Here is a 23,608-nt window from a genome sequence, read left to right as displayed (position 1 = left end):
ACCGCCGACGGTGCCGCCATCCACCAGTGGACCGACCACGGCGGCACCAACCAGCAGTTCCGGCTGGCCGACTCCGGCAGCGGCTACGTGCGACTGATCAACCGCAACAGCAACAAGGCGGTCGAAGTCCAGAACGCCGCGACCAACGACGGCGCCATCGTCGTGCAGTACAGCGACTGGGGCGGCAACAACCAGCAATGGCAGCTCGTCCGCGTTGACGGCGGCAGCGGCGCCTGCGGTCTTCCGTCGACGTACAACTGGACATCGACCGGCCCACTGGCGCAACCGAAGGCGGGGTGGGCATCGCTCAAGGACTTCACCGTCGTCGTCCACAACGGCCAGAAGGTCGTCTACGCCACGACGCACGGCGCGTTGCCCTATCCCGACGGCAACTGGGGACTGATGTCCTTCAGCCCCTTCACGAACTGGTCCGACATGGCCACCGCCACCCAGAACACGATGCCCTTCGGTGCCATCGCACCGACGCTGTTCTACTTCGCCCCGAAGAACATCTGGGTGCTCGCCTACAACGGGGGCGGGCAAGGCACCTTCTCCTACCGCACCTCGAGCGACCCCACCAACCTCAACGGCTGGTCCGCGCAGCAGGAGCTGTTCACCGCGTCCCTTCCCCCCACTGATGACGGGAGGCCCCGGGGCGGGTACGACGTGAGCCTCATCGGCGACGACACGAACATGTACATGTTCTTCGTCGACGGCGAAGGCAGTGTCTACCGGGCCAGCATGCCCCTCGGAGACTTCCCGGGCAGCTTCGGATCGTCGTACACGGAGGTCCTGCGCGACACGGCGCTCAACCTGTTCGAGGCGGTCGAGGTCTACAAGGTCCAGGGGCAGAACCAGTACCTCATGATCGTCGAGGCCCAGAACTACACAGGGTTCGGCCGCTACTTCCGCTCGTTCACGGCCACCAGTCTCGACGGCACGTGGACACCGCAGGCCGGGGCCGAGACCGTGAACAGCCCCTTCGCCGGGAGTGTCAACAGCGGCGCGACCTGGACCCGGGACATCAGCCACGGTGATCTGGTGCGCACCAACCCCGACCAGACCAAGACCATCGACCCCTGCAACCTGCAGTTGCTCTACCAGGGGCGCGACCCCGGCACCGACGGCGGGGAGTACGGCACGCTGCCGTATCGGCCGGGTCTGCTGACCCTGCAGCGCTAGCGGCACGACACAGGTTCGGCCCGGGTGTTCCTGAGGCAGCGGGCGGGCTCGGTGCGAGACCGAGCCCGCCCGGATCCTCACGGCCACCTGGAACGGAATCGATCCTACGAATTCAAGGAGCAAGAGATGCGAACAAGAGCAAGGTGGCTCGGACCGATCGTGGCGCTCGGTCTCATGGTGGGCATGGTGACGTTGTCGATCGGTACCGCCAGCGCGGAGTCGAACGGCGGGGTTCGGATCATGCCGCTGGGCGACTCCATCACCGAGGGCACGGCCACGCCGGGCGGATACCGGATCGGCCTGTGGCAGCACCTCGCCAACGGCGGGTACACCACGGACTTCGTCGGGTCGCAGTTCAACGGGCCGGCAGGTCTCGGCGACCACGACCACGAAGGCCACCCCGGCTGGCGCATCGACCAGATCGACGCGAACGTCGTCGGCTGGCTGAACACCTACCAGCCACAGACCGTGCTGCTGCACATCGGCACCAACGACATCCTGCAGAACTACGACGTCTCCGGCGCCCCGAACCGGCTGTCCGCACTGATCGACCGCATCACCACGACGGCACCGAACGCCGAGGTGTTCGTCGCGCAGATCACTCCGCTCGGGTGGAGCGAGGGGGACGCGGCGGTGAACAACTTCAACGCGGCGATCCCCGGCATCGTGCAGAGCAAGGTGAACGCCGGCAAGAACGTGCACGTGGTCGACATGCACAGCGCCCTGACCGCCGCCGACCTGGACGACGGCGTCCACCCGACCGCCGCCGGATACGACAAGATGGCCGCGGTCTGGTACTCCGCATTGCAATCGGTACCCGGCAGCATCGGCACAGCGGACAGCACCGAGATCGTGGGTGCCCAGTCCGGTCGCTGCCTCGAGGTCACCGGGCTCGGCACCGCCAACGGTACCGACGTGCAGCTGTGGGACTGCTGGGGCGGCTCCAACCAGCAGTGGACCTACACCGCCGGCAAGCAGCTCAAGGTGTACGGCGACAAGTGCCTGGACGCCTACGGTCAGGGCACCAGCAACGGCACCGCGGTGGTGATCTGGGACTGCAACGGACAAGCCAACCAACAGTGGAACGTCAACGCCGACGGCACCATTACCGGGGTGCAGTCCGGCCTGTGCCTGGACGCCTCGGGCTGGGGCACCAGCAACGGCACGAAGGTCACTCTCTGGACCTGCGGCGGCGGACAGGTCAATCAGCAATGGACCAGACGGTAACTACGGCGTGCCGGCTCGCGGATTGTTGAGCACGACAAGGACGGCGACGCCGCCGGCGGGATGAACATGAGCTGGATCGAGAATGGGAGTGCCGCCTTCGGCACTGGAGCGCGCCCGTTCACCGCACGGGTGGCCTCGGCGACCAGCGGCGGCACGATCGAGCTGCGGGTCGACGGCCCGAACGGCCCGGTCGTGGGCAGTTGCTCCGTCTCGGGCACCGGCGGCTGGCAGACCTGGGCGGACGTCACCTGCCCGGTCGGCGGCGCGACCGGCACCCGCGACCTGTACCTGAATCTCGCCGGCGGCAGCGGTTTGCTGTTCAATGTGGACTGATGGCAGTTCGCGGTGTAGCGCAAAAGCAACGGGCCTCCCGCAAGGGAGGCCCGTTCATTCATGCACGGCGGTGAGGGTGTGCCGGTGGGTAAGACTCCGCTCGTTGAACCAAGGACCAGTTCTGCTCGACGAGCCGTTGTTGATGTTCGGTCTCAGTGCGGTTGCCACTGTTGCCGGGCGGCCCCAGGTCCAGTCGTTGACTTGTCGTTGACAGCGGGGTCGGCGAAGCCGATCACCGCATCCAGCAGCTCATAGAATCGTTCCGGCAAGCGGTCGTCGAGCCGCTGCTTCCGCCGCCATGCTCGCCACCTCGCCTGCGCGAGTTCGGCGTAGCCGTCGAGGACTTCGCTCAGCGGTGCGAGCAGTGTCTGGCGGTGGGCGGCGACATGGGTGATGGCTTCGGTCATCTCGGCACCGGCGAGATCGTGACGGCGGCAGAGCAGCTACACGTCGGTGAAGTCGCGCCAGCGGGTGTTGGCGGTGCCGCGTTGGATGGCGGTGACCAGTTTCTCGGCGAGCACCATCGTGAGCGGGTAGCCGACGAGCTCGATGTTTCCGCCGAGCAGCCGCGGGAGCGGCACTGTCTGTGGGCCGGGCCAGATCGGGTCGCCGACGTTAATGTCGACATGCAGTCGGAGCTTGGCGACCGATAGGCGCGCGCCGAAGACGATCCGGACGCCGTTGGACTCTTCGTCGCGGATCGTCTCGACCACAACATGGTCGAGGTCGAACTCCAGTCCGTCGAGTCGATCGGCGTGCGCGGAGACGGCGAGCCGGGCGAGGAACCCTTCGAGCGCGTAGATCTGCAGCAGTTCGTCGGTCGGCCGATGGTCGCGGCGGGCGAGGTTCTGCAGATCGAGGTAGACACGGCCCCCACGGTCGCTCGGGTCGGTCGCTCGGTCACAGCAGGATCTCCAATGCGGTCTGCAGCGCGGGCCGCGCTTCGGGAAGTCACGGGCCATGGCGAGCAGGGTGGCAGGGGAGGATCCGGGGCGGCGCAGCCACCGTTTGAGGGCTTCGACGGCGAGTTCGTGGCCTTCGAGGTGCCGCAGGCGGAACGCGTCGATGATGCTCCGCTCGGGCCCATACAATCCGATCACGGTCTCCTCGTCGAGCTCAAGCTCGGTGTGGCCGATCTCGAAGGTCTCGGGGTCGAATGAGTGCCAGGCCACCGGCGCTTCAATGACTGGTCTGCGCCGGCCACGCGGGATTGCGATATCGATGGCAGCCGGGATCTGGTCGGTCTGGTCGTGGCGGCTCAGGGCCGAGACCAAGGACCTGTCCGAGTGGCGCGATGGCGCCAAAAGAGCGGTCATCAACCTGATGACCGCCCATGTACTACATATCCGATTCTGTGGAGCTGGCAGCGGCGTACTTGAACCCATCACCCCAGGTCAGAACCCACGCATACCGGCTCCCTGACCTGTTCGCCCGCCCCACCCGAAATCCTGACCCCTGCCCGCCGACCGAACAGCCCGAACCCCGGTCATCCAACGGAAGACCCTAGCCCTCGACCGCCGTCTCACCAGCGCAGACCGTGCCGCCATAGTGCGCGAGTACCAAGCAGGCGAACTCCAAAGGACGCTCGCGCAGAAGTACGGCATCAGCCTCTCCAGCGTCAAACGCCTGATTCGAGAAGCACGCTGAGTACACCGCTTCCGCGTCTATTTGCGCCCGATGAACGTCAGTGCTCGCCAGCCCGCGTTGAGGTCTGCCGATGCCAAGCGAGCTTGCAGCTTCCGCAACCTTCAACCATCGTGACAGCTCGGGCACGGAAGTCGCGTTCTGCGGCCGCCTCTGAGTCGACGTTGTGGTCGAACTCGCGAACGTCGAGCCACAGCTCAAGGTCCAGCATGGCGTTGCCACAGTAGTACCCGATGTCCTCGTCCTGGTAGCGCCAGAACAAGGCCAAGATCCCCGTTAGAGCATCGATGAACTCGCGCTCTCCGGCCAAGTAAGCAGCGGCAATCTCCCGGACCCGCCGCTCGAACACCGCCTTCAGCGGCTCGATGGCGACCCCGAGTTCTTCTGCCGCTGTTGGGATGAGGTCCCGGATCTCAAGCCGATCATCCCGGTTCAGGCCGGCGAGATCAATGAGAGCAGGCGAATCGAGCCCGCGAACCAGCGCATGCGCAGCCTCCATCGGCACATCGACCCCAGAGTCGAAGCCATACAGGAAATCCTCAAAGACACGAACCAACCGCTGCATCGCACAAGCATGCAGAACCGAGCCCAGACCTGCCAGCGCGATTCCGACGAGCGCAGGCAACCTCGAGGGTCCGGACTCAAAGCGCCGTGCTTGAGGCATCTCCCGGCAGCGGCAACCAGACCGATTCGAGGAACTCGTCCTCCTCGATCATCGTCAGCAGCTCTGGCGGGCCGTAGACCTTCGTTCCTGACAGGTCCCAGTCCGTGTAAACCAGCCAGGATCGGTCAGCAGGCCAAATGTTCGCCGGACTGTGGTAGACGTCGAGCTGCTCAAGGGCCTCCAAGTCACGAAGGTGGCCTCGAAATACGCGCAGGCCGGCTTGCGAATCTTGGAGAAATGCAGGATGAGCGAACGCAGCCAAGTCCGGGCCTGAAAAACGCTGCAAGATGGCAGCGAGACTGCGGAAGCTTTCCCGGTCCAGGCTGCCCCAGTCCACCTGATCGTCTCCCACAGTCCGTCGCCTTGCTTGACCGAGGGGAACGCCCGAAACGACGGCACTCGATACTGCGGCGCAACATGCTGCGCCACCACCGGGTCCCCGGTTCGCTCCGCCAGCTCATGCCAATGCAGCCGCCGCCACCCCTGTCCCGGGTCAGCGGGCCACCCCGCCTCGTCGGCCTCATCCTCATCCTGAGCTCTTCGACGAGCAGCAAGGTCCTCGGTCTCCGCCTCATACATGGCATGCAGAATCCAAAGCCCTGCAGGATAAGGCGGAGGGCCGAACCCGGTGACCTGCTGTCCACAGGCATCGGTCAACCAACTGAGTTCAGGCTCATCAACTTCCGACCACTGATCCACCGACGCAGCCTAACGAAGACGTGTCGAACAGGGCGGTCGGCAACTATCAGCCACGGGCCTTCCTCGTGGCATGCGACTCCGGCAGCGTCGACCGCATCCCGGCGAACGCCTTGAGCAGCGCCGGGCGGTGCTTCGCCGACTTGATCCAGGCGGGCAGCCTGCTCGCCAAGGTCGAGTTGCCTGGGCGCTGCTCGCGCACCCCGGCGGCCACGAAGCGCTCCATGAAGTCGAGATGGGGCTCGTTCACCGCCCACAACAGCCGTCCGCGGAACTCCGTCTGCAGCCATAGCGGCAAGCCCGTGCGCGGCTCCTGGCCCCGGTCCAAAGCCCCGTTAGGCAACGTCGTCATGTCGAAACGCCGCGACCATCCGCAGCGGCACCACATCAGCTTCGTTCCGCTCGCGTTGCGCCGTCCACGCCAGGTGAGCCACTGCCCGCAGCTCCCGCACCGCGTCGAGACGCACCCGCGAACGCGCTCAAGACTGCTCGGCGCCGGAGTGCCGTTATAGCCGCACCTGCTGCAACAAGCTCGCCCATCCCTGGCCGTCGCGATACCGCTGCAACGGTGACACCGCACCAGCGCCGGACACGTCCGGAGATACCGCATCGCCTCGTCGGCATCGCTGAAGCGGCTCAGACCCCTGCCCATGTCACCGCTCCTCGACCAGTCCGCTTTGACACCACAATCGAACCAACGCGCCGAGCTCGTTGTCAACACCAATCGATCAAGCCCACCAGGAACCGGGCGTCGCCGAGGAGCTGGGCTGAAAGCCCATTCCAACGCGAAAAGGGCGGTCATCATCATGATGACCGCCCTTGTACTGAATATCCAATTCTGTGGAGCTTAGGGGATTCGAACCCCTGACCTTTTCCATGCCATGGAAACGCGCTACCAACTGCGCCAAAGCCCCTTGATTGGCGTTCTCTAGGTCGTAGACCTAGGAACCGGGACTAGTTTACACAGTGTTCGGGGGCGGCCCCATGGAGGGGCTGGAGACGGCGGTCACGTTGGTGAGCTGGGGGTTTGCGTGGCTGGTCACCGGCATGGACAGGGCCCCTCGCGCTCGGCGCGAGGGGCCCTGGTCGGTTCGTCAGTCCCAGCTGAGGCCGGGGGCGTAGCGGCGGGGGCGGAGTTTGGCGACGAGTTGGGCCGCGACGTCGAAGAGGCGGCCGGTGGAGCCGGGCGGGCCGACGAGTTGGACCGTGGCCGGGGCACCGTCGCTGCGCATGCCGACCGGGACGACCAGCGCCGGGAGTCCGGCGAGGCTGAACGGCGCGGTGAACGCGGCGGCACTGGCGAGGTGGGTCACGTTGGCGCGCAGGGTCTCCGTGGACCATTCCTTGGCCGCGGGGGGCGTGCTGGGCAGGCCCGGGGTGATGAGCAGGTCGTAGTCCTCGAGGTCGAACCAGTCCTCGAGGTGGCGGCGGACGCGGTTGCCGTCGCCGAGGACGCCGCCGAAGAGGCCGCGCAGGTAGGTCTTCTCGCCCACGGACACCAGGCGCCTGGTGCGGCGCTGGAGCCCGTCGGGGCCGCACTTGAGACTGCGCAGGTAGGCCGCGCAGGTCCAGGCCCCGGAGGAGGCCGGGGTCAGCCGGGCGCCGAAGCGGGGCTTGGCGCGGAACGTGTCGTGGCCCAGGTCGGTGAGGGACCTGACGGCTTTGAGCAGCCACTTCGTGGCGTCCTCGTCGACGCGGGCGGGCAGGGGCGCGAGGTTCGTGGCCGCGATCCGCAGGCGGCCGGGGTCGCCCGTGGAGCGCGGGTGGCGGTGGGTGAGCGCCGCGTACGCGAGCGCGGCGTCCTCCACGGTGGTTGCCATGACGCCGGTGTGGGCGCCGAGCCAGTGCTCGGGGTCGGTGTTGATGTCGGCTGGGACGTGCTCGGGGCTGTACGCGACGATGCCGCACGCGGCGGCGGCGGTGCGCACGCCGCCCGCGGAACCGGGCCCGTCGAGCCCGATGCCGATGGGCGCGGCCCCGGTGGCGACGGCGAGAGCCGTTCCGCCGCTAGGGCCTCCGATGCCGCGGTCGGGACGCCAGGGGTTGGCCGGGACGTTCCCGTCGTCGTCGGTCGCGGGCCACAGCCCGAGCTCCGAAGACCGTCCGAATGCGACGATCACGGCGCCGGCGCCGCGGATGCGCTGCACCGCTTGGTGGTCGGTGTCGGCGATCGGGAGGACGGCGGCGTTCGAGCCGAGCCGCGGGGCGTGACCGGTGACCGCGAGCTGTTCGCACACGGCCACGGGAACGCCTGCGGCGGGCAGGGAGTCGCGGTTCTCGATCTCGTCGACGGCCGCGGCCTCGGCGAGCGATTCGATCTTGCGGACGCTGGTGAGGGCGCCTTCGGCCTCGCGGTGGTCCTCGATGCGGCGGAGGTGGTGGTCGACGACGATCGCGGCGTCGGCGTCACCGCGCCTGACCGCTTTGGCTATCTGCTGCGCGGTGGTTCCCGACCAGCTCACTGCACGTCCTTCTTTCTTGCGGGGGACAGGGCTTCTTGGCGACGAGAGGAGGCCGGTGCCGTCTAGCGCAGGGCCTGGCGCAGGTCGGCCAGGAGGTCGTCGGCGTCCTCGATGCCGACCGACAGGCGCACGAGGTCCGCGGGGACCTCGAGGACGCTGCCGGCGGCGGAGGCGTGGGTCATGCGTCCGGGGTGCTCGATGAGGGATTCGACGCCGCCGAGCGATTCGCCGAGCGTGAACACCTCGGTACGGGCGCACAGGTCGACGGCCGCTTGCTCGCCGTCTTTGTGGCGGAAGGAGATCATGCCGCCGTAGCGCTTCATCTGCTTGCCCGCCACGTCATGTCCGGGGTGGGTCGAGAGGCCCGGGTAGCGGACCTCGGCGACCTTGGCGTGCCCGGCGAGGAATTCGGCGACGACTTCGGCGTTGTCGCAGTGGCGGTCCATGCGGACTCCGAGGGTCTTGATGCCGCGCAAGGTGAGGAAGGCGTCGAAGGGGCCGGCGACGGCGCCCATCGAGTTGTGGTGGAACGCGATCGCGTCGGCGATCTCGCCGTCCTGCACGACGATCGCGCCGCCGACGACGTCGGAGTGCCCGCCGATGTACTTGGTCGTGGAGTGCACGACGAGGTCGGCGCCCAGCGCGAGGGGCTGCTGCAGGTAAGGGCTGGCGAAGGTGTTGTCGACGACGACGAGCGCGTTGCGGCGGTGGGCCAGGTCGGCGAGCTGCTCGATGTCGGCGATGTTGAGCAGCGGGTTGGTGGGCGTCTCGATCCACACCATCTTGGTGTCGGCGTTCATGGCCGCGGCGACGGCGTCGAGGTCGGTGATGGGGGCGGCCGTGTACTTGAGGCCCCAGCGGGTCGCGACCTTGTCGAACAGGCGGAACGTGCCGCCGTACGCGTCGTCGGGGATGACGACGTGGTCGCCGGGGGACAGCAGCGCCCGCAGGACGGTGTCCTCGGCGGCGAGTCCGGAGGCGAAGGCGAAGCCGCGGGTGCCGCCCTCGATGGCGGCGAGGCAGGTCTCGAGGGCGGTGCGGGTCGGGTTGCCCGACCGCGAGTACTCGTAGCCGCCGCGCAGGCCGCCGACGCCGTCCTGCTTGTAAGTGGAGGTGGCGTAGATGGGCGGGACGACCGCGCCGGTGAGCGGGTCGGGCTCCTGCCCGGCGTGGATGGCGCGTGTGGAGAACCCCTGAGCCTCATGCATGGTCCCTACGCTAACCGACGCGAGTACCACTGCCCATGGATAGGCACGCTATCGTGCAGACAACACTTTCCCACTTCAGTTAGGGGATGCCTCATGGGCTTCGAAGAAGTACACAAGATGGACATCACCGGTGACGGCGTCGACGAGACGGTCGGGGTGCGCCGCAACGAGGACGGCTCGGTCGAGTACCACGTGGACATCGACGGTGACGGCACCGCTGACATGCTGGCCGTTGACAAGGACGGCGACGGCGTGATCGACAGCGTCCTGCTCGACCACGACGGCGACGGCAAGTACGACGCGGCGGCGGTGGACGCGGACGGCGATGGCGTCATGGACGCCGTGGCCGAGAAGTAAGGCCCCTCTCCTCGGCAGGCTCCACCTTGAAGGGCGTGCTCGTCAGACTTCACGCCGCGAGCGCCCTCATACAGGGCGCCCGCGGCGTTGCTCGTTACTCGCCGCGCTCGGCCTTGGAGCGCTCGACGCAGAACTCGTTGCCTTCGGGATCGAGCATCGTCACCCAGCCGGAGCCGTCCTCCTTGCGGTGGTCCTCGAAGATCGTCGCGCCGAGGCCCAGGAGCCGCTCGACCTCCTCGTTGCGGGTGGTGTCGGGGCTGATGTCGAGGTGGAGGCGGTTCTTGATCGTCTTGCCCTCGGGGACGTTGATGAACAGGAGTCCGGGGTGCCCGCCGTCGGGGCCGATGAAGTTCTCCTCGTCCTCGGGTGCGTTCGGGTACCGGGGGTCTTCGATGTAACCGGTGACCTCCGCCCAGAACTGCGCGAGCGCGTACCCGTCCCGGGAGTCGAAGGTGACCTGGTTGATAGATGAAACCATGCGCATACGCTAACGTCCCGCTCCGACGGCTGGCGATCGTTATTCGCGCGTGACAGACTTGCCTGATGAGCACGACACACCCGATCCTCCAGCACCCCATCGAAGGCTCCCCCGGCCCCGGCGCGGAAACCGCCTACTTCGGCATGGGCTGCTTCTGGGGCGCCGAGCGCCTGTTCTGGCGGGTGCCCGGCGTGTGGACGACCTCCGTGGGCTACATGGGCGGCAACACGGAGAAGCCCTCCTACGAGGAGGTCTGCACCGGCCTGACCGGCCACGCCGAGGTCGTGAAGGTCGTCTGGGAGCCCGGCGCGGTGGCCTACGAGCAGCTGCTCAAGGTGTTCTGGGAGAACCACGACCCGACGCAGGGCATGCGGCAGGGCAACGACATCGGCACCCAGTACCGGTCGGTCCTGTTCACCACCACCCCCGAGCAGCAGACCGCCGCCGCGGCGAGCAAAGAGGCGTTCGAGCCGGTGGTGCGCGGGGCCGGGTTCGGCCCGATCACGACAGCGATCGTCCCCGCCGGTCCGTACTGGCTCGCCGAGGATTACCACCAGGCCTACTTGCACCACAACCCGAACGGCTACTGCAACCACGGCCCCAACGGCCTCTCCTGCCCCGTCGGCGTCGTCAAGGCGCAGGTCGAGGTCGAGCGACCCCATACCGCCTGAAAGAAATCCGCCTCGCGGACCCATCCGGCCGCGCCGCGGCTCCGAACACCCAGCGACCACCCGAGACGAGCACGGGAGCGTGAGGATGTTCGACACCGGCGCCGGGGCCGACCCCCGGAGGGAGCCGCGGCTGACCGCCGTACCCGGGCGAGCCGGAGAGCCCTGAGGCGCCGCTGCACCGCACGGCCCTCGGCGGGGACGCGGCCTTCGCGGCCCTCTACGACCTGATGTCCCCGCGCGTCCTACGCGACCCGGCCCAAGCCGAAGAGGTCGCCCAGGAGGTCCTGGTCGAGGTGTGGCGCACCGCCACCCGCTTCGACGCGCACCGCGGGTCGGCCGGCGCCTGGATCACCACCATCGCGCGCCGTCGACCGGGTCCGGTCCGCGCAGGCCGCCGGCGACCGCGAGCACCGCGCCGCCGCGAGCGGCGCCCGCGCCGCAGCCGCGGCCGTCGCCGCCGGATGCACGCTCGTCCTCGCCGCCCGCGGCTCCGAAGAGGATCCGTCCAGCGACGAGGCCGCGACGGAGGAGACCACCACCGAGACCGAAGCGGCCTCGGGCGAATTCGCCGCGGCCTGCTCGGCCGTCCCGGACGACGGCGAGGGCAGCTTAGGCGGCATGGCCGACGACCCGGTCGCCACCGCCGCGAGCAACAACCCCCGTCCTGTCCGCCGTCACGCTCACCGGGATCCTCACCTACCACGTCGTCTCCGGGCGGCTCGCCCCCGAGGACCTGCCCGGCGAGCACACCACGCTCCAGGGCGAGGCCCTCACGGTGACCGGCTCGGGCGAGGACTTCACTGTCAACGACCAGGCGGCCGTGGTCTGCGGCAACGTGCAGACCGCCAACGCGACCGTGTACATCATCGACACCGTCCTCATGCCCTGATCGCCTACGATCCCAGGGGGGCCGTCCGCATTGGACGACCCCCCCATGCCGCTCGGAGTCGCCATGCCCGACACTGCCCTGCTCCTGTTCACCGCCGACCTGCGCGTCCACGACAACCCCGCGCTCGCCGAGGCCGCCCGCGCCGACACGATCGTGCCGCTGTACATCGACGACCCGGACCGGCGCTCGAACCCGAACCGGCGCCGCCTCCTCCTGGACGCCCTCGCGGACCTGCGCGCCTCGCTCCGGGCCCTCGGCGGGGACCTCGCCGTCCGCCGCGGCGACGCCGTGGACCAGGCGATGGCCGTCCGCGCCGAGACCGGCGCAGACGCGGTCGTGTGCGCCGCGGACGTCGGCCCGTTCGAGACGCGCGTGCGCGAACGCCTCGCCGCGGCCTGCGCGGCCGACCGCGTGCCGCTCGTGCTCACCCCCGGCCCCTCCGTCGTCGAGCCCGGCCACCTCCTGCCCAGCGGCGGCGGCGACCACTACAAGGTCTTCACCCCGTACTGGCGCGCCTGGTTGCAGTCGCGCTGGCGCGACGAGGCGCCCGAGCCGGAGCGCCTGCGCGTCCCCGCCGACTTCCCGGCGAGCGACGACCTGCCCGAATCCGAAGGGGCCGCCCCGGACCTGCCCGAAGGCGGCGAGCGCGCGGCCCTCGCCCGGCTCGACGCGTGGGCGCCCGGCGCGGGGGACTACGCCGAACGCCACGACGACCTGGCCGGGGACCGCACTTCCCGGCTCAGCCCCTCTCGCCCTGGGCTGCCTCTCCGCCCGCGCGTTCGCCACCGACCCGCGGGTGCCCGAGGCCGCCGTGCGGCAGCTGTGCTGGCGCGACTTCCACCGGCAGGTCCTCGCCGCGTTCCCGCGCCTCGCCGACGCCCCGTACCGGCCGGGCGCCCGCGACGGCTGGGACCCCGACCCCACCGCCCTGCACGCCTGGCGGGAGGGCGCCACCGGGATCGGCATCGTCGACGCGGGGATGCGCCAGCTCCTCCAGGAGGGCTGGATCCACAACCGCGCGAGGCTCATCTGCGCCGGCTACCTCGTGAAGACCCTCGGGCTCGACTGGCGCGACGGCGCGGCCTGGTTCGCCCGCCACCTGGTCGACCTCGACGAGGCGAACAACTGGGGGAACTGGCAGTGGACGGCGGGCACCGGCAACGACACCCGCCCCAACCGCGGGTTCAACCACGCGCGGCAGGCCGAGCGCTTCGATCCGGAAGGGGCCTACCGGCGGCGCTGGGGGCCGTCGTGACCCCATTCGGCGCCGACCTCGCGCATCGCCTCCGTGCTCACTTCCAGGAAGCGGGCCACGACCTCCCGCTCGGCCGCGTCGAAACCCGTCCACGCCGCCGCGAAGGCCGCCGCGAGCGGCACGAACATGCGCCGCCCCTCCTCGAGCGCCGCCGCGGGGACCTCGAGCGCCACGCGGCGCCGGTCCCCGGCCGGGCGCGTCCGCTCGACGTGGCCGAGGGCTTCGAGCCGGTCGATGAGCGCCGTCGTCGCCGAAGGGCTCAGCCCCAGCTCCCGGGCGAGCCCCGTGGGCGACATCGGTTCGCCGCGGCGGGCGGCGTCGAGGATGAGCGCGAGCGCGTTCACATCGGTGCGGTGCAGGCCGTGCCGGGTGCCGAACCGCTCGGCGTACCGGTCGGACTCGACCGTCAGCGTCTGGAGCAGACGGGTGAGGTCGAGGTCGGTGAGCGGCTGCTCGTCGCCGATGTCGCGGGTCATGCGACCCATCATCCCCCATGATCCCGGCCACGCCGCCGAGAAATACTTTGATCATCAAACTATCCTGACGTGGAACCATCTGTTGCGACGCGAGGAGATCCGCACATGGCCGCCGACCGACCCGTACCTCGTCTGCGCTGGCTCGTACCGGCGCTGCTGGCCCTGGCCTGGCTCTCCCTCGGCGCCTTCGCAGGTCCCTTCGCCGGGAAGCTCAGCGAGGTCGCCTCGAACGAAGGCACCGCGTTCCTGCCGTCCACCGCGGAGTCCACCGAGGTCAACGACCTGCGGGACGCGTTCGACGACACCGGCGCGACCCCGGCGGTGATCGTCGCGGAACGGCCCGGCGGCCTCACCGGCGCCGACCAGGCCTACCTCGAATCGGCCGCCGCCGCGCTCGCGGCGCTCGAGTTCAACGCCGGGCCGCCGATCCCGCCGCAGCTCTCGGCCGAGACTCCGCCCGAGGCCGCGCAGCTCGTCGTCCTCATCGACGCCGCAGCCGAAGAGGGCGCGGTCGAGGAGATCCGCGCGGTCCTCGAGGACGGCCGCCCCGCCGGCCTCGACGTGCTCGTCACCGGCCAGGCCGCGCTCGGCGCCGACCTCGGCGAGGCCTTCGCCGGCGTGGACGGCCTGCTCCTGCTCGTGGCCGCCGCCGTCGTCGCGGTCATCCTCGTGCTCGTCTACCGCTCCCCGCTCCTGCCGTTGCTGGTCTTGCTCACATGCGGGTTCGCGCTCGCCGCGGCCAGCGCCGCGGTCTACGCCCTGGCCGACACGGGCGCGATCGACCTCAACGGCCAGAGTCAGGGCATCCTGTTCATCCTCGTGTTCGGCGCGGCCACGGACTACGCGCTGCTGCTCGTGGCGCGGTTCCGCGAAGAGCTCACCGCCGGCGCCGACCGCTTCGCCGCGGTCCGCCGGGCCCTGCGCGCCACGATCGAGCCGATCGCCGCTTCGGCGGGGACTGTAATCCTCGGCGTGCTGTGCCTGCTGTTCAGCCAGCTCGAGTCGAACCGGGGCCTGGGCCCGGTGGCGGCCATCGGGATCGGAGCGGCGTTCCTGTCGGCGGTGACGTTCCTGCCCGCGGTGCTGGCGCTGTGCGGGCGGGCCGCGTTCTGGCCGCGCCGCGTCAAGCCGGGGAAGGGCGCGGGCCGCTCCCGGCTGTGGTTTTCGGTCGCGGGGCTCGTGGCGCGCCGCCCGCGCCTGGTGTGGGCGACGACGGCGGCGGGCCTGGTCGTGGCCGCCGCGTTCATGCTGCAGCTCAAGGCGGACGGCACCGCGCAGACCGACGTGTTCCTCACCGAGGTGGACTCCGTCGCCGGCCAGGATGTCCTCGCCGAGCACTTCCCGGCCGGCTCGGGCGCTCCCGCGGTGGTCGTCGCCGACGCCGACGCGCTGGATGCGGTACTCGCCGCGACCGAAGTGGACGGCGTGGCCGAGGCGGCCCCGAAGACCGACGCCTCCGGCGCGGTGCTCGAAGCCGAGGGGTCGGTCCTGATCGAGGCGGTGCTGGAGGACGCGCCCGACAGCGATGCGGCAATGGACACCATTGAGCGCCTGCGCGACTCGGTGCACGCCGTGGACGGCGCCGACGCGAAGGTCGGCGGTGCCACCGCGATCCAGCTCGACACATTGGAGACCTCCGAAAGGGACCGTTCCGTGATCATCCCGATCGTGCTCGCGGTCATCCTCGCGGTGCTCATGCTGCTGCTGCGGTCGATCCTGGCGCCGTTGCTGCTCACCGCCACCGTGGTGCTGTCGTTCGCCGCCACGATGGGCGTCTCGGCGCTCGTCTTCAATCATCTCTTCGGCTTCCCCGGGGCCGACCCGACCGTGGTCCTCTTCGGATTCGTGTTCCTGGTGGCCTTGGGGATCGACTACAACATCTTCCTGATGACGCGGGTGCGCGAGGAGTCGGCGCGGCTCGGCACGCGCGCGGGGACACTGCGGGGGCTGGTCGCCACGGGCGGGGTCATCACCTCTGCGGGGGTGGTGCTCGCGGCGACGTTCTCGGCGCTCGCGGTCCTGCCGATCCTGTTCCTGGCGCAGATCGCGTTCGTCGTCGCCTTCGGGGTCCTCCTCGACACGGTGATCGTCCGCTCGCTGCTCGTCCCGGCCCTCACCTTCGACGTCGGCCGGGCCGTCTGGTGGCCCTCGCGGCTCGCCCGGGGTAAGGCCCTCACCGCGGCGAGGCCCCCGGAGTAAGGGCCTCAGCCCCTTACGGGCCCGGAACTAAGGCCCGTAAGGGCAGGGACTGCGTGGAAGCCTGATGTCCGCAGGCGGGCCTCAGCCGGAGCATTGGTGTCAGGCCGGAAAACCCCGGCCAACGACATCAAAGGAAGAGCAAATGAACGACTTCGACCTCCACTACCTCCACTTCGCCCGCTCCGAGGAGCTCATCAAGCAGGCCGAGAACGAGCGTCAAGCCCGTGCGCTCATCAAGGCCGCTAAGGAGACCCGCCGCGGCGGCACCCACGTCCGGCACCAGGGGATCGCGGCCCGCGTGGCCAAGGCCCTCAGCCGCGGCGAGCACCACGAGGAGTCGGCCGGCGAACCGGACACCCGGTTCCAGCCGGCGAAATGACAGGCGCGGAACGTCTTAGGCCCGTGTCATGATTGCTGACATGCCGCGCCTGGGTTCCGACCTCCCCCTGTTCGCCCGCGACGCCGAAATCGCCTCGCTCCGCGAGACGCTCGACGCCGCCCGGGCCGGGCGCCCCGCCACGGTCCTGGTCTCCGGCGACGCAGGAGTAGGGAAGACCCGGCTCCTCCACGAATTCAACGACAACGCCGGTGACGGTGTCCTCACCGTCACCGGCCACTGCCTCGACACCGCCGACTCCGCCCTCCCCTACCTTCCCTTCGCCGAGATCGGCGGCACCCTCGCGCGCGACAACCCCGAACTCGCCGCCGACCACCCCGGCCTCAGCCCCCTCCTCCCCGGCCACCCCACCCCCGCCGAAGGCGACCTCGGCCGGCTCGGCCTCTTCGAGGCCTTCCACGCCGCCCTCGCCGACCTCTCCGCCGCGCAGCCGATCGTCCTCACCCTCGAAGACCTCCACTGGGCCGACCGCTCCAGCCGCGACCTCCTCGCCTTCCTCACCTCCCGGCTCACCAGCCAGCGCGTGGTCATCCTCGGCACCTACCGCGCCGACGCCCTCCACCGCGGCCACCCCCTCCGCCCGCTCCTGGCCGAGCTCGTGCGCCTCCCCGCCGTCCACCGCCTCCACCTCGACCCCTTCGACGCCCAGCACGCCGCCGACTTCGTGCGCGAACTCAACACCGGGCTCGACGAGGAAACCGTCAGCAAGATCGCCGCCGCCTCCGAGGGCAACGCGTTCCTCGCCGAAGAGCTCGCCGCCGCCGAGACCCACACGGTCACCTTCGAACTCGCCGAAGTCCTCCTCGCCCGGCTCGAGCGCCTCCCCGAATCCGCGAAGCAGGTCGTGCAGCTCGCCTCCGTCCTGGGCCGCCGCTTCACCTACCGCCGCTTGAACGCCGCCGCCTGGAAGCTCCTCGACGACACCGGCCTGCGCCACGAACGCGAACTCGACGAGGCCCTCAGAGCCGCCATCTCCCACGGCATCATCGTCCAGAAGACCACCGAGGTCTACGCCTTCCGCCACGCCCTCCTCAGCGAAGCCGTCTACAACGACCTCCTCCCGGGCGAACGCACCCGCTACCACCAGCGGATCGCCGAATCCCTCGCCGACGACAACGGCAAGGGCGCCGAAGCCGAACTCGCGCACCACTCCTTCGAATCCGGCGACCTCCCCTGCGCGCTCGCGGCCTCAGTCCGCGCCGCAGAAGAGGCCGTCGAACTGGCCGCCCCCGCCGAGGCACTGCTGCACCTGGAACGGGCACTGTCCCTGTACGGCCGCGTCCCCGCCGACCAGCGTCCCGAGGGCCTCTCCGAACTGCGTCTCACCATCCGCGCCGCAGGCAATGCCGAGGCCTCCGGCGAGATCAAACGCGCCCAGTCCTACTCGGCCGCCGCCGTACGCCTCGCCGATGCTTCCGGCGACCACCTCATGGGCGCCTCCACCCGCCGCAAGTACGCCAGGCACCTGCTCACCATCGAAGGCGACGAGCAGGAAGCCCTCCGAGTCGCCTGGGAGGCATGGGAACTCGTGAAGGACGACGAGCCGCGCGCTGTGAAGGCCTTCACCCAGGCGACGCTGGCCCGCGCTCTGTACAGCTTCCGCAAGCACGAAGAGGCGTCCGTCTGGACGGCGCGGGCCATCGCCACGGCCGAAGCGGTCGACCACGACCCCGACGACGCCCAGTACGCCGCCAAGGCCGACGCGATCCTCACCGACAGCCTCGCCGCCTTCCGGCGCGGCGAACAGTCGCTCGACCAGACGCTCGCCCGTCAAACCGACGCCCTCGACCTGGTTCGCGGCAAAGACTGGCACGAGATCGAACTGCGCGGACACTTCAACAACGGCCTCGTCCTGGTCGAGACCGCCCGGATCGCCGACGCTGTCGCCCACTTCGACAAAGGCATGGCAGTGGCCCGCCGCTCCGGCCACAAATGGAGCGGCTTCGGCCTCGAGACCGCTGTCCGCCAAGTCATCTGCAACTACATGCTCGGCCGCTGGGACGAGGTCGACACCAACGGCGAGATGGCCTCCAGCGTCCTGCCCGGCGTCGTGCTCACCCGCCTCGCCGCCGCTGTGCTCCTCGTCGACGTCGCACGCGGCCGCTTCGAAGCCGCCGACCGGCGCCTCGACTACCTCGCCGACCGCTGGCAGCTCGACGGCCAGGTCCTGGCGCTCGCCGCCCTGTGCGGCGCCGAACTCGACCGCTGGCGTGACCGACCGGCCGAGGCGCTGCGCCGCGTCGAACGCGCCACCGAGAAGATGACCCGCATGCGCGGCTACTACCTCGCGGGGCTCTCCGTCTGCGCCGCCGGGGTCGGCGCCGCCGCCGACCTCGTCCACAGCCTGCGCCGCGAAGGGGACACGGCCGGAGCGAAGAACGCGCTCACCGCGGGCGAGCGCCTGGCTGAGCGGGCCCGGTTCTTCCTCGAACACGGCAGGCCCCTGTCCGGCACCCTCGGCCCCGAAGGCCGGGCCTGGGTCGCCCAGCTCGACGCCGAGGAATCCCGCCTCTACGGTGACGGCGACCCGGCCTTGTGGCGCGCGGCCGCCGCGGCCTTCGACTACCGCAACGCGGCCGACACACCCGAGACCGATGCAGCGCAGGCGAAGAGCGCCGCACCGGTGCTGGGCGAACAGGAGCGGCTGGAGCTCGCACTGCGCGATCCGGTGGCCTCCGAGACGCTGGCGCTGCTCGAAGCCGGCCTCGCCGGAACCGCGGACGCGCCGTACGACCAGAACTGGGGCGAGCCGTACCGGCAGGCCTATGCGCGCTGGCGGCTCGCGGAGGCGCTGCTGTCGGAGAGCGGGGCCGAGGCCCGGGCCGAGGCCATCGCGGTGTTCGCCGAGGCGAAGGCGACCGCGATCCGCCTGGGGGCGACGCCGCTGATGGACGAACTGTGCGCGCTCGCGGAGCGGGCGCGGCTGAACGTGGCGGGGCCGACCTCGACGCCGTTGACGCCGAGGGAACTCGCGGTGCTGCGGCAGGTGGCGCGCGGGCTGACGAACAAGCAGATCGGCGCGGAGCTGTACATCTCGGAGAAGACCGTGAGTGTGCACCTGTCGCGGGCGATGGCGAAACTCGAGGTCGCGGGCAGGGCCGCAGCGGTGAACGCCGCCCACCTGCGCGGCTACCTCGACCCAGCCTGAGGTCCCCGGAGGCCGTGGCCAGGCCGCCGGGAATCTGCAACGAACGACGCAGGACCTGGACGTATTCGGTGTGCTGGTTGGCGGAGGGTGGGCGCGGGGAGGGGAGGCCCCGAAATCCGTCCGCGCGCGGCGCGCGGCGCAGCCGGGAGCACGGCCCCGCCGCAATCGCTGCGGATACCGCCACTGAAAGTCGACTCAGCCGGTCGGCATAGCCCGCCCGCGCGGTGGGCAGCCGCCGGGACCGGGACCGGGGCCGCGCCGCACCACCCGGTCGCCAGGACCGCTACTGCAGGTCGACTCGACCGACCCCCGTAGTCGGTCGGCGCGGAGCGCGACCGGCAGCACGCCCCGCCGCAGCCGTCGAGGCCGCGCTGCACCTTCCGATCGTGGATACCGCTACTGGAGGTTGACTCCGCTCGCCGGTGTAGTCCCCGAGTGGTATGCGGATTGCCTTCCTCGGCCCGATGTAACGGGCGAGGCGCCGCACGAATATTGCAGACATGAAGCGGCGTAAAGCACTCAAGTGGACCCTCATCGGCGTCGGGGGCGGTGTCGGGGCGGTCGTGCTCGGCGGGGCCGGGACCGTCGGATACTTCTGGACCAAGTCCAAGCTCGACACCGTCGGCGAGGTCGACTTCGACACCCCCCTGGCCGTGCCCCCGCTCGCCGAGTCGACCCAGGACTCCTCGGGCGCAAGGGTCTTCAACCTCGAGATCCAGTCCGGCAAGATCGCCCTCAAAGACGGCCGCGAGACCGAGACCTGGGGCGTCAACGGCCCCTTCCTCGGTCCGACGATCCGCGCGAAGCGCGGCGAAGAGGTCGCCTTCGCGGTGCACAACGGCCTCGACGAGGGCACCTCGATCCACTGGCACGGCATGCACCTGCCCTCCGTCATGGACGGCGGCCCCCACCAGGAGGTCGAACCCGACGGCGTCTGGGCTCCCCAATGGACGATGAACCAACCCGCCGCGACCCTCTGGTACCACCCGCACCCGCACGGGCGCACCGGCAATCACGTCTACCGCGGCCTCGCCGGCATGTTCATCGTCGACGACGACGAGTCCGCCGGTCTGAACCTGCCCTCGGAGTACGGCGTGGACGACGTGCCGATGATCGTCCAAGACCGCAAATTCAACGGCGACAACCAGTTCGACGACAACGCCTCGTTCATGAGCATGCAGGGCATCCTCGGCGACGAGATCATGGTCAACGGCACCCTCGGCCCCTACTTCGACGTCACCACCCGCCTGGTGCGCCTGCGCCTGCTCAACGGCTCGGTCTCGCGCCTGTACAACTTCGGCTTCAGCGATGACCGGCCCTTCAGCCTCATCGCCACCGACGGCGGCCTGCTCCCCACCGCCTGGGAGACCGACCGCCTCCAACTCTCACCGGGCGAGCGCGCCGAGATCGTGGTCGCCTTCGAACCCGGAGAGACCCTCACGCTCCGCTCCAACCCGGCCGACGAGGGCTACGAGGGCCCGCTCGGGCGCTTCAACGGCGGCGACGACCTGCTCGACATCTGCGAATTCCGAGCCGCGGACACCCTCGCCGACACCACCGAGATCCCCGAGACCATGGGCACCGCGCCGGATCTGGCCGAAGCCGAGATCGCCGCGGAGCGCTCCTTCTCGCTGTCGGGCTTCAACCAGATCAACGGCGAGTCCATGGACCCCATGCGAATCGACTTCGGCGTCCGCGAGGGCACCGTCGAGGTCTGGGAGGTCGAGAACGCGGACGGCTTCATGCACAACTTCCACGTCCACGACGTGCAGTACCAAGTACTCACTGTGGACGGCGAGGAGCCGCCGCCGCGCCTGCGCGGCTGGAAGGACACCGTGCAGCTGAACCCGCAGACGAAGTACCGGCTCGCGATGCGCTTCGCCGACTACACCGACCCGAACCTGCCGTACATGTACCACTGCCACATCCTCGTCCACGAGGACTCGGGGATGATGGGCCAGTTCGTGGTCCTCGGTGAAGGCGAGGAGATCGGCGCGGTCCCGGCCAGCGCCTCGGCGAACGCCCACGGGCACTGAGCCACTCCCGGGCCGCACGGGCCCGGGGATGAAAGCGACGCCGGGCCGGTCTCCGTAGGCACCACGAGACGACCGGCCCGGCGTCGCATCCTCCCTAGAGGACGTACATGCCGATGACGTTGGCGAGGGTCTTGATGTCGCACCGGCCCTTGAACTCGAACCGCACCTTGCCGAGGCCGCTGAACCACAGGTCCAGCTCGGCGTCGAGGTCGAGGGTCCCGGCCGTCTCCACCGAGAACGCCTGGACCTTGCTGTAGGGCAGCGAGGTGTAGTCGCGCTTCTTGCCGGTGATGCCCTGCACGTTGACGGCGATCACCCGCTTGTTGGTGAACACCACCGAGTCCCGCACGCCCTTGAACGCGGACACCAGGTGCTCGCCCTCCACGAGCAGCGGCTGCAGTTCGCCGGCGATGCCCCCCGGGTCGACCTGCTGGAGCTTGAAGAGCGAACCGTTCGAGAAGTCGATCATCAGAGCGAGCAGTTCGCCAGGTGCTTGGCGATCGCCGGCAGGTCCACGTTCTCCTTGAACTCGAAGCGGACCCGGCCGAGGCCGCTGAACCACAGGTCCAGCTCGCCGTCGTTGTCCATCAGGCCGTCGGTCTCGATCGAGTAGGCCTGGACCTTGTTGTAGGGCAGGGAGGTGTAGTCCTTCTTGCGGCCGGTGATGCCCTGCACGTTGACGGCGATGACGCGCTTGTTGGTGAAGGCCACGAAGTCCCGCACGCCCTCGAAGGTCAGTGCGACCTCCTCACCGTCGGCCAGCAGCGGCTGGACCTCGTCGCGGAAGCCGGGGTCGTCGGTGAGCTTGAGCTTGAAAAGCGAGCCGTTCTCGAAATCAATCATGCGGGCAGGATATCGGTAGCGCCCCCGCCGGTGCGGTCCCGCTAATACTGTTCGGCCGCAAGCGCAGTGGCCTGGGCGATCACCACTTTGAGCGGACGCCCCAGACTGAGGGCGGCGGCGGCCGCGTCCTCGTACTCGACCGACGCGTTCACGACCTCGCCCCGCTCCAGCGCGATCTTCACGCCGATCTCGTGACCGTCCACATTGACGTGCGTGTAGCGGCGTTCGAGCGCGTACTTCTCGATCGCATAGGAGCGCATGCCGATCGTCGTGGTGTGCCGCACCAGCGCCGACCGCACCGCCGCGATCGCCTCAGGCCGGCACAGCACGTGGACCGTGTGGGCCGGGCGGCCCTTCTTCATCAGGATCGGCGTCAACCACGCGTCCGAAGCCCCGGCGTCGAGCAGCGCCGCCAGCGCCGCAGGCCACAGGCGCGGGTCGAGATCGTCCACATTCGTCTCGATGACGACCGGCTTCGCACCCGCCGCGGGAGCCTGGGTCTCGGCGTCACGGTGTGCCTGTGCCGCAGGCGATGCGTGCTCATGGTGGTCGTGCCCCGTCGAGGACTCGGGCCCGAGGTGGTGCTCTACCGGGGACCCGGACCCGTAACGGCTGTGCGAGGCGACGAACGAGTTCCCGTTCGCAGTCGGTCCGACGTGACCATGATCGTGGCTTCGATGCACATGCGCCGCACCGGTTCTGCGCACCGGAGCGATCTCGCGGCCGATGACGAGCCGCAGCAGGTTCGCGCGTTCCTTCGGATCCCGCCCTCCCGCGCCCACGCCGATCCGCTCGACCACCATCTCCGGCATCGAACCGTACGAACCCGCGGCCGCAGCCGCGATGATCGCCGCGCCCGTCGGCGTGCACGCCTCGTACGGCACCGCGCCAACCACCGGCGCACCCGCGTCGGACAGCACCCGCAGGACCGCCGGGGCCGGCAACGGGATCGACCCGTGCGAACCGCGCGTCGTGCCCCCGCCCACGGTCACCGTCGAAGCGGTCAACCGAGTGATCCCCAAGGACGCCAGGCCCGCTGCAGCCCCCACGATGTCCGCGATCGAGTCCAGCGCGCCGACCTCGTGGAAATGCACGTCCTCGGCGTCGATGCCGTGCGCGGCCGCTTCCGCTGCCGCCAAGCGTGCGAACGCGTCCAGCGCCGACTGCCGGGTCGCCTCTTCCAGATCGGCGCCCTCGAGCATCACCCGGATCGCGCGCCAACGCCGGTCCGTCGCGACCTCAGGGGCCTCGACGTCGACCTTCGTGCCCACCAGGCCGTGGCGCGTCGCCCTATTGGCGCGCAAGCGGATCGGCTCGGTCCCGAGCGCGTCCACCGCCGCCTGCATGAGCGCCAAGTCCACCCCGGCGTCGACGAGCGCGCCGAGGAACATGTCGCCGCTCGCGCCCGCAGAGCAGTCCAGCCAAGCGATCGTCACTGCGCCT

Annotated in this window: 22 protein-coding genes, 1 tRNA gene and 3 pseudogenes; 13 read left to right on the top strand and 13 right to left on the bottom strand. The window is 69.8% G+C overall.

The features are described from left to right. The 3 genes and pseudogenes from ACFO8M_RS10440 to ACFO8M_RS10430 all read left to right on the top strand — a co-directional run. Positions 1-1,182: non-reducing end alpha-L-arabinofuranosidase family hydrolase (locus tag ACFO8M_RS10440; protein ID WP_387974348.1), on the top strand; the 1,182-nt coding region annotated here is incomplete at its 5' end. A 126-nt stretch (positions 1,183-1,308) separates the two neighbouring features. Beyond that, on the top strand, positions 1,309-2,409 hold the full coding sequence (locus tag ACFO8M_RS10435) for an RICIN domain-containing protein (protein ID WP_387974347.1): 1,101 nt from the start codon (positions 1,309-1,311) through the stop codon (positions 2,407-2,409). 33 nt (positions 2,410-2,442) lie between these two features. Then, positions 2,443-2,742 (top strand): annotated as a pseudogene (locus ACFO8M_RS10430) (carbohydrate-binding protein); the annotation flags it as partial. Between the two features lie 152 nt (positions 2,743-2,894). On the opposite strand, the gene ACFO8M_RS10425 reads toward ACFO8M_RS10430, so the two are convergent. The 8 genes from ACFO8M_RS10425 to ACFO8M_RS10390 form a co-directional block, all read right to left on the bottom strand. After that, positions 2,895-3,149 (bottom strand): hypothetical protein, encoded by a 255-nt coding sequence (locus ACFO8M_RS10425; RefSeq protein WP_387974344.1) that lies wholly within the window; start codon positions 3,147-3,149, stop codon positions 2,895-2,897. A 36-nt stretch (positions 3,150-3,185) separates the two neighbouring features. Next, positions 3,186-3,914, bottom strand: a complete 729-nt coding sequence (locus ACFO8M_RS10420; RefSeq protein WP_387974341.1) for a nucleotidyl transferase AbiEii/AbiGii toxin family protein — start codon at positions 3,912-3,914, stop codon at positions 3,186-3,188. A 512-nt stretch (positions 3,915-4,426) separates the two neighbouring features. Further along, on the bottom strand, positions 4,427-4,951 hold the full coding sequence (locus ACFO8M_RS10415) for a hypothetical protein (RefSeq protein ID WP_387974338.1): 525 nt from the start codon (positions 4,949-4,951) through the stop codon (positions 4,427-4,429). A gap of 76 nt (positions 4,952-5,027) precedes the next feature. Continuing rightward, positions 5,028-5,402: a hypothetical protein gene (locus ACFO8M_RS10410; RefSeq protein WP_387974336.1), complete on the bottom strand. Its 375-nt coding sequence runs from the start codon at positions 5,400-5,402 to the stop codon at positions 5,028-5,030. Between the two features lie 393 nt (positions 5,403-5,795). Continuing rightward, complete coding sequence (locus ACFO8M_RS10405; RefSeq protein WP_387974333.1) at positions 5,796-6,098, bottom strand: hypothetical protein; 303 nt, start codon at positions 6,096-6,098, stop codon at positions 5,796-5,798. Between the two features lie 489 nt (positions 6,099-6,587). Continuing rightward, positions 6,588-6,660: transfer RNA gene (locus tag ACFO8M_RS10400), tRNA-Ala, on the bottom strand. 180 nt (positions 6,661-6,840) lie between these two features. Next, complete coding sequence (locus tag ACFO8M_RS10395) at positions 6,841-8,208, bottom strand: amidase (RefSeq protein ID WP_387974330.1); 1,368 nt, start codon at positions 8,206-8,208, stop codon at positions 6,841-6,843. 62 nt (positions 8,209-8,270) lie between these two features. Next, positions 8,271-9,416: a cystathionine gamma-synthase gene (locus ACFO8M_RS10390; RefSeq protein ID WP_387974328.1), complete on the bottom strand. Its 1,146-nt coding sequence runs from the start codon at positions 9,414-9,416 to the stop codon at positions 8,271-8,273. A 93-nt stretch (positions 9,417-9,509) separates the two neighbouring features. Here ACFO8M_RS10390 and ACFO8M_RS10385 point away from each other — a divergent pair, with 93 nt between their 5' ends. After that, positions 9,510-9,773, top strand: coding sequence for a hypothetical protein (locus ACFO8M_RS10385; RefSeq protein ID WP_387974325.1), 264 nt, complete (start codon positions 9,510-9,512; stop codon positions 9,771-9,773). Positions 9,774-9,867: 94 nt separating this feature from the next. Here ACFO8M_RS10385 and ACFO8M_RS10380 read toward each other — a convergent pair whose 3' ends face one another. Next, complete coding sequence (locus tag ACFO8M_RS10380) at positions 9,868-10,251, bottom strand: VOC family protein (protein ID WP_387974322.1); 384 nt, start codon at positions 10,249-10,251, stop codon at positions 9,868-9,870. Between the two features lie 65 nt (positions 10,252-10,316). Between ACFO8M_RS10380 and msrA the strand changes: the two genes are divergently transcribed. The 5 genes and pseudogenes from msrA to ACFO8M_RS10355 all read left to right on the top strand — a co-directional run bounded on the left by msrA (position 10,317) and on the right by ACFO8M_RS10355 (position 13,066). After that, entirely contained in the window at positions 10,317-10,922 is a 606-nt protein-coding gene (gene msrA, locus ACFO8M_RS10375) for a peptide-methionine (S)-S-oxide reductase MsrA (RefSeq protein ID WP_387974319.1), read from the top strand. A gap of 173 nt (positions 10,923-11,095) precedes the next feature. Next, positions 11,096-11,348, top strand: a pseudogene (locus tag ACFO8M_RS10370) (sigma factor); the annotation flags it as partial. A gap of 238 nt (positions 11,349-11,586) precedes the next feature. Continuing rightward, positions 11,587-11,811 carry a fasciclin domain-containing protein gene (locus ACFO8M_RS10365; protein ID WP_387976323.1) on the top strand — a complete coding sequence of 75 codons (225 nt, stop codon included), beginning with the start codon at positions 11,587-11,589 and terminating at the stop codon, positions 11,809-11,811. A 45-nt stretch (positions 11,812-11,856) separates the two neighbouring features. Beyond that, a pseudogene (locus ACFO8M_RS10360) lies at positions 11,857-12,306 on the top strand (deoxyribodipyrimidine photo-lyase); the annotation flags it as partial. A 301-nt stretch (positions 12,307-12,607) separates the two neighbouring features. Next, entirely contained in the window at positions 12,608-13,066 is a 459-nt protein-coding gene (locus tag ACFO8M_RS10355) for an FAD-binding domain-containing protein (protein WP_387974316.1), read from the top strand. Here ACFO8M_RS10355 and ACFO8M_RS10350 read toward each other — a convergent pair. Then, entirely contained in the window at positions 13,039-13,542 is a 504-nt protein-coding gene (locus tag ACFO8M_RS10350) for a MarR family winged helix-turn-helix transcriptional regulator (RefSeq protein WP_387974313.1), read from the bottom strand. The genes ACFO8M_RS10355 and ACFO8M_RS10350 overlap by 28 nt on opposite strands. 105 nt (positions 13,543-13,647) lie before the next feature. On the opposite strand from ACFO8M_RS10350, the gene ACFO8M_RS10345 reads away from it, so the two are divergent. The 4 genes from ACFO8M_RS10345 to ACFO8M_RS10330 all read left to right on the top strand — a co-directional run bounded on the left by ACFO8M_RS10345 (position 13,648) and on the right by ACFO8M_RS10330 (position 21,322). Continuing rightward, on the top strand, positions 13,648-15,741 hold the full coding sequence (locus ACFO8M_RS10345; protein ID WP_387974310.1) for an MMPL family transporter: 2,094 nt from the start codon (positions 13,648-13,650) through the stop codon (positions 15,739-15,741). A 142-nt stretch (positions 15,742-15,883) separates the two neighbouring features. Continuing rightward, a complete protein-coding gene (locus tag ACFO8M_RS10340) occupies positions 15,884-16,120 on the top strand; it encodes a hypothetical protein (protein ID WP_387974307.1) in 237 nt (78 codons plus the stop codon). A gap of 28 nt (positions 16,121-16,148) precedes the next feature. Continuing rightward, entirely contained in the window at positions 16,149-19,286 is a 3,138-nt protein-coding gene (locus ACFO8M_RS10335; protein WP_387974305.1) for an AAA family ATPase, read from the top strand. A 500-nt stretch (positions 19,287-19,786) separates the two neighbouring features. Beyond that, a complete protein-coding gene (locus tag ACFO8M_RS10330) occupies positions 19,787-21,322 on the top strand; it encodes a multicopper oxidase family protein (RefSeq protein WP_387974302.1) in 1,536 nt (511 codons plus the stop codon). A gap of 94 nt (positions 21,323-21,416) precedes the next feature. On the opposite strand, the gene ACFO8M_RS10325 is transcribed toward ACFO8M_RS10330, so the two are convergent. The 3 genes from ACFO8M_RS10325 to larC are packed head-to-tail and all read right to left on the bottom strand — an operon-like array spanning position 21,417 to position 23,601. Further along, positions 21,417-21,791 (bottom strand): PH domain-containing protein, encoded by a 375-nt coding sequence (locus ACFO8M_RS10325; RefSeq protein WP_387974300.1) that lies wholly within the window; start codon positions 21,789-21,791, stop codon positions 21,417-21,419. Continuing rightward, positions 21,791-22,165, bottom strand: coding sequence for a PH domain-containing protein (locus tag ACFO8M_RS10320; protein WP_387974297.1), 375 nt, complete (start codon positions 22,163-22,165; stop codon positions 21,791-21,793). Before ACFO8M_RS10320 ends, ACFO8M_RS10325 begins: the two co-directional genes overlap by 1 nt. Before the next feature lie 41 nt (positions 22,166-22,206). Continuing rightward, positions 22,207-23,601 carry a nickel pincer cofactor biosynthesis protein LarC gene (gene larC / locus ACFO8M_RS10315; RefSeq protein WP_387974295.1) on the bottom strand — a complete coding sequence of 465 codons (1,395 nt, stop codon included), beginning with the start codon at positions 23,599-23,601 and terminating at the stop codon, positions 22,207-22,209. Positions 23,602-23,608: the final 7 nt, after the last annotated feature.

Source organism: Glycomyces rhizosphaerae, from assembly GCF_042647865.1.
Taxonomy (GTDB): domain Bacteria; phylum Actinomycetota; class Actinomycetes; order Mycobacteriales; family Micromonosporaceae; genus Glycomyces; species Glycomyces rhizosphaerae.
This window is presented reverse-complemented; position numbering and strand designations above follow the sequence as displayed.

Coding starts and splice junctions, on each gene's coding strand:
- ACFO8M_RS10405 (WP_387974333.1), bottom strand. CDS start 6,098: ATGACGACGTTGCCTAACGGGGCTTTGGACCGGGGCCAGGAGCCGCGC.
- ACFO8M_RS10345 (WP_387974310.1), top strand. CDS start 13,648: ATGGCCGCCGACCGACCCGTACCTCGTCTGCGCTGGCTCGTACCGGCG.
- ACFO8M_RS10350 (WP_387974313.1), bottom strand. CDS start 13,542: ATGACCCGCGACATCGGCGACGAGCAGCCGCTCACCGACCTCGACCTC.
- ACFO8M_RS10320 (WP_387974297.1), bottom strand. CDS start 22,165: ATGATTGATTTCGAGAACGGCTCGCTTTTCAAGCTCAAGCTCACCGAC.
- ACFO8M_RS10425 (WP_387974344.1), bottom strand. CDS start 3,149: ATGACCGAAGCCATCACCCATGTCGCCGCCCACCGCCAGACACTGCTC.
- ACFO8M_RS10340 (WP_387974307.1), top strand. CDS start 15,884: ATGAACGACTTCGACCTCCACTACCTCCACTTCGCCCGCTCCGAGGAG.
- ACFO8M_RS10435 (WP_387974347.1), top strand. CDS start 1,309: ATGCGAACAAGAGCAAGGTGGCTCGGACCGATCGTGGCGCTCGGTCTC.
- msrA (WP_387974319.1), top strand. CDS start 10,317: ATGAGCACGACACACCCGATCCTCCAGCACCCCATCGAAGGCTCCCCC.
- ACFO8M_RS10330 (WP_387974302.1), top strand. CDS start 19,787: ATGAAGCGGCGTAAAGCACTCAAGTGGACCCTCATCGGCGTCGGGGGC.
- ACFO8M_RS10380 (WP_387974322.1), bottom strand. CDS start 10,251: ATGGTTTCATCTATCAACCAGGTCACCTTCGACTCCCGGGACGGGTAC.
- ACFO8M_RS10415 (WP_387974338.1), bottom strand. CDS start 4,951: ATGCAGCGGTTGGTTCGTGTCTTTGAGGATTTCCTGTATGGCTTCGAC.
- ACFO8M_RS10390 (WP_387974328.1), bottom strand. CDS start 9,416: ATGCATGAGGCTCAGGGGTTCTCCACACGCGCCATCCACGCCGGGCAG.
- ACFO8M_RS10335 (WP_387974305.1), top strand. CDS start 16,149: ATGATTGCTGACATGCCGCGCCTGGGTTCCGACCTCCCCCTGTTCGCC.
- ACFO8M_RS10325 (WP_387974300.1), bottom strand. CDS start 21,791: ATGATCGACTTCTCGAACGGTTCGCTCTTCAAGCTCCAGCAGGTCGAC.
- ACFO8M_RS10385 (WP_387974325.1), top strand. CDS start 9,510: ATGGGCTTCGAAGAAGTACACAAGATGGACATCACCGGTGACGGCGTC.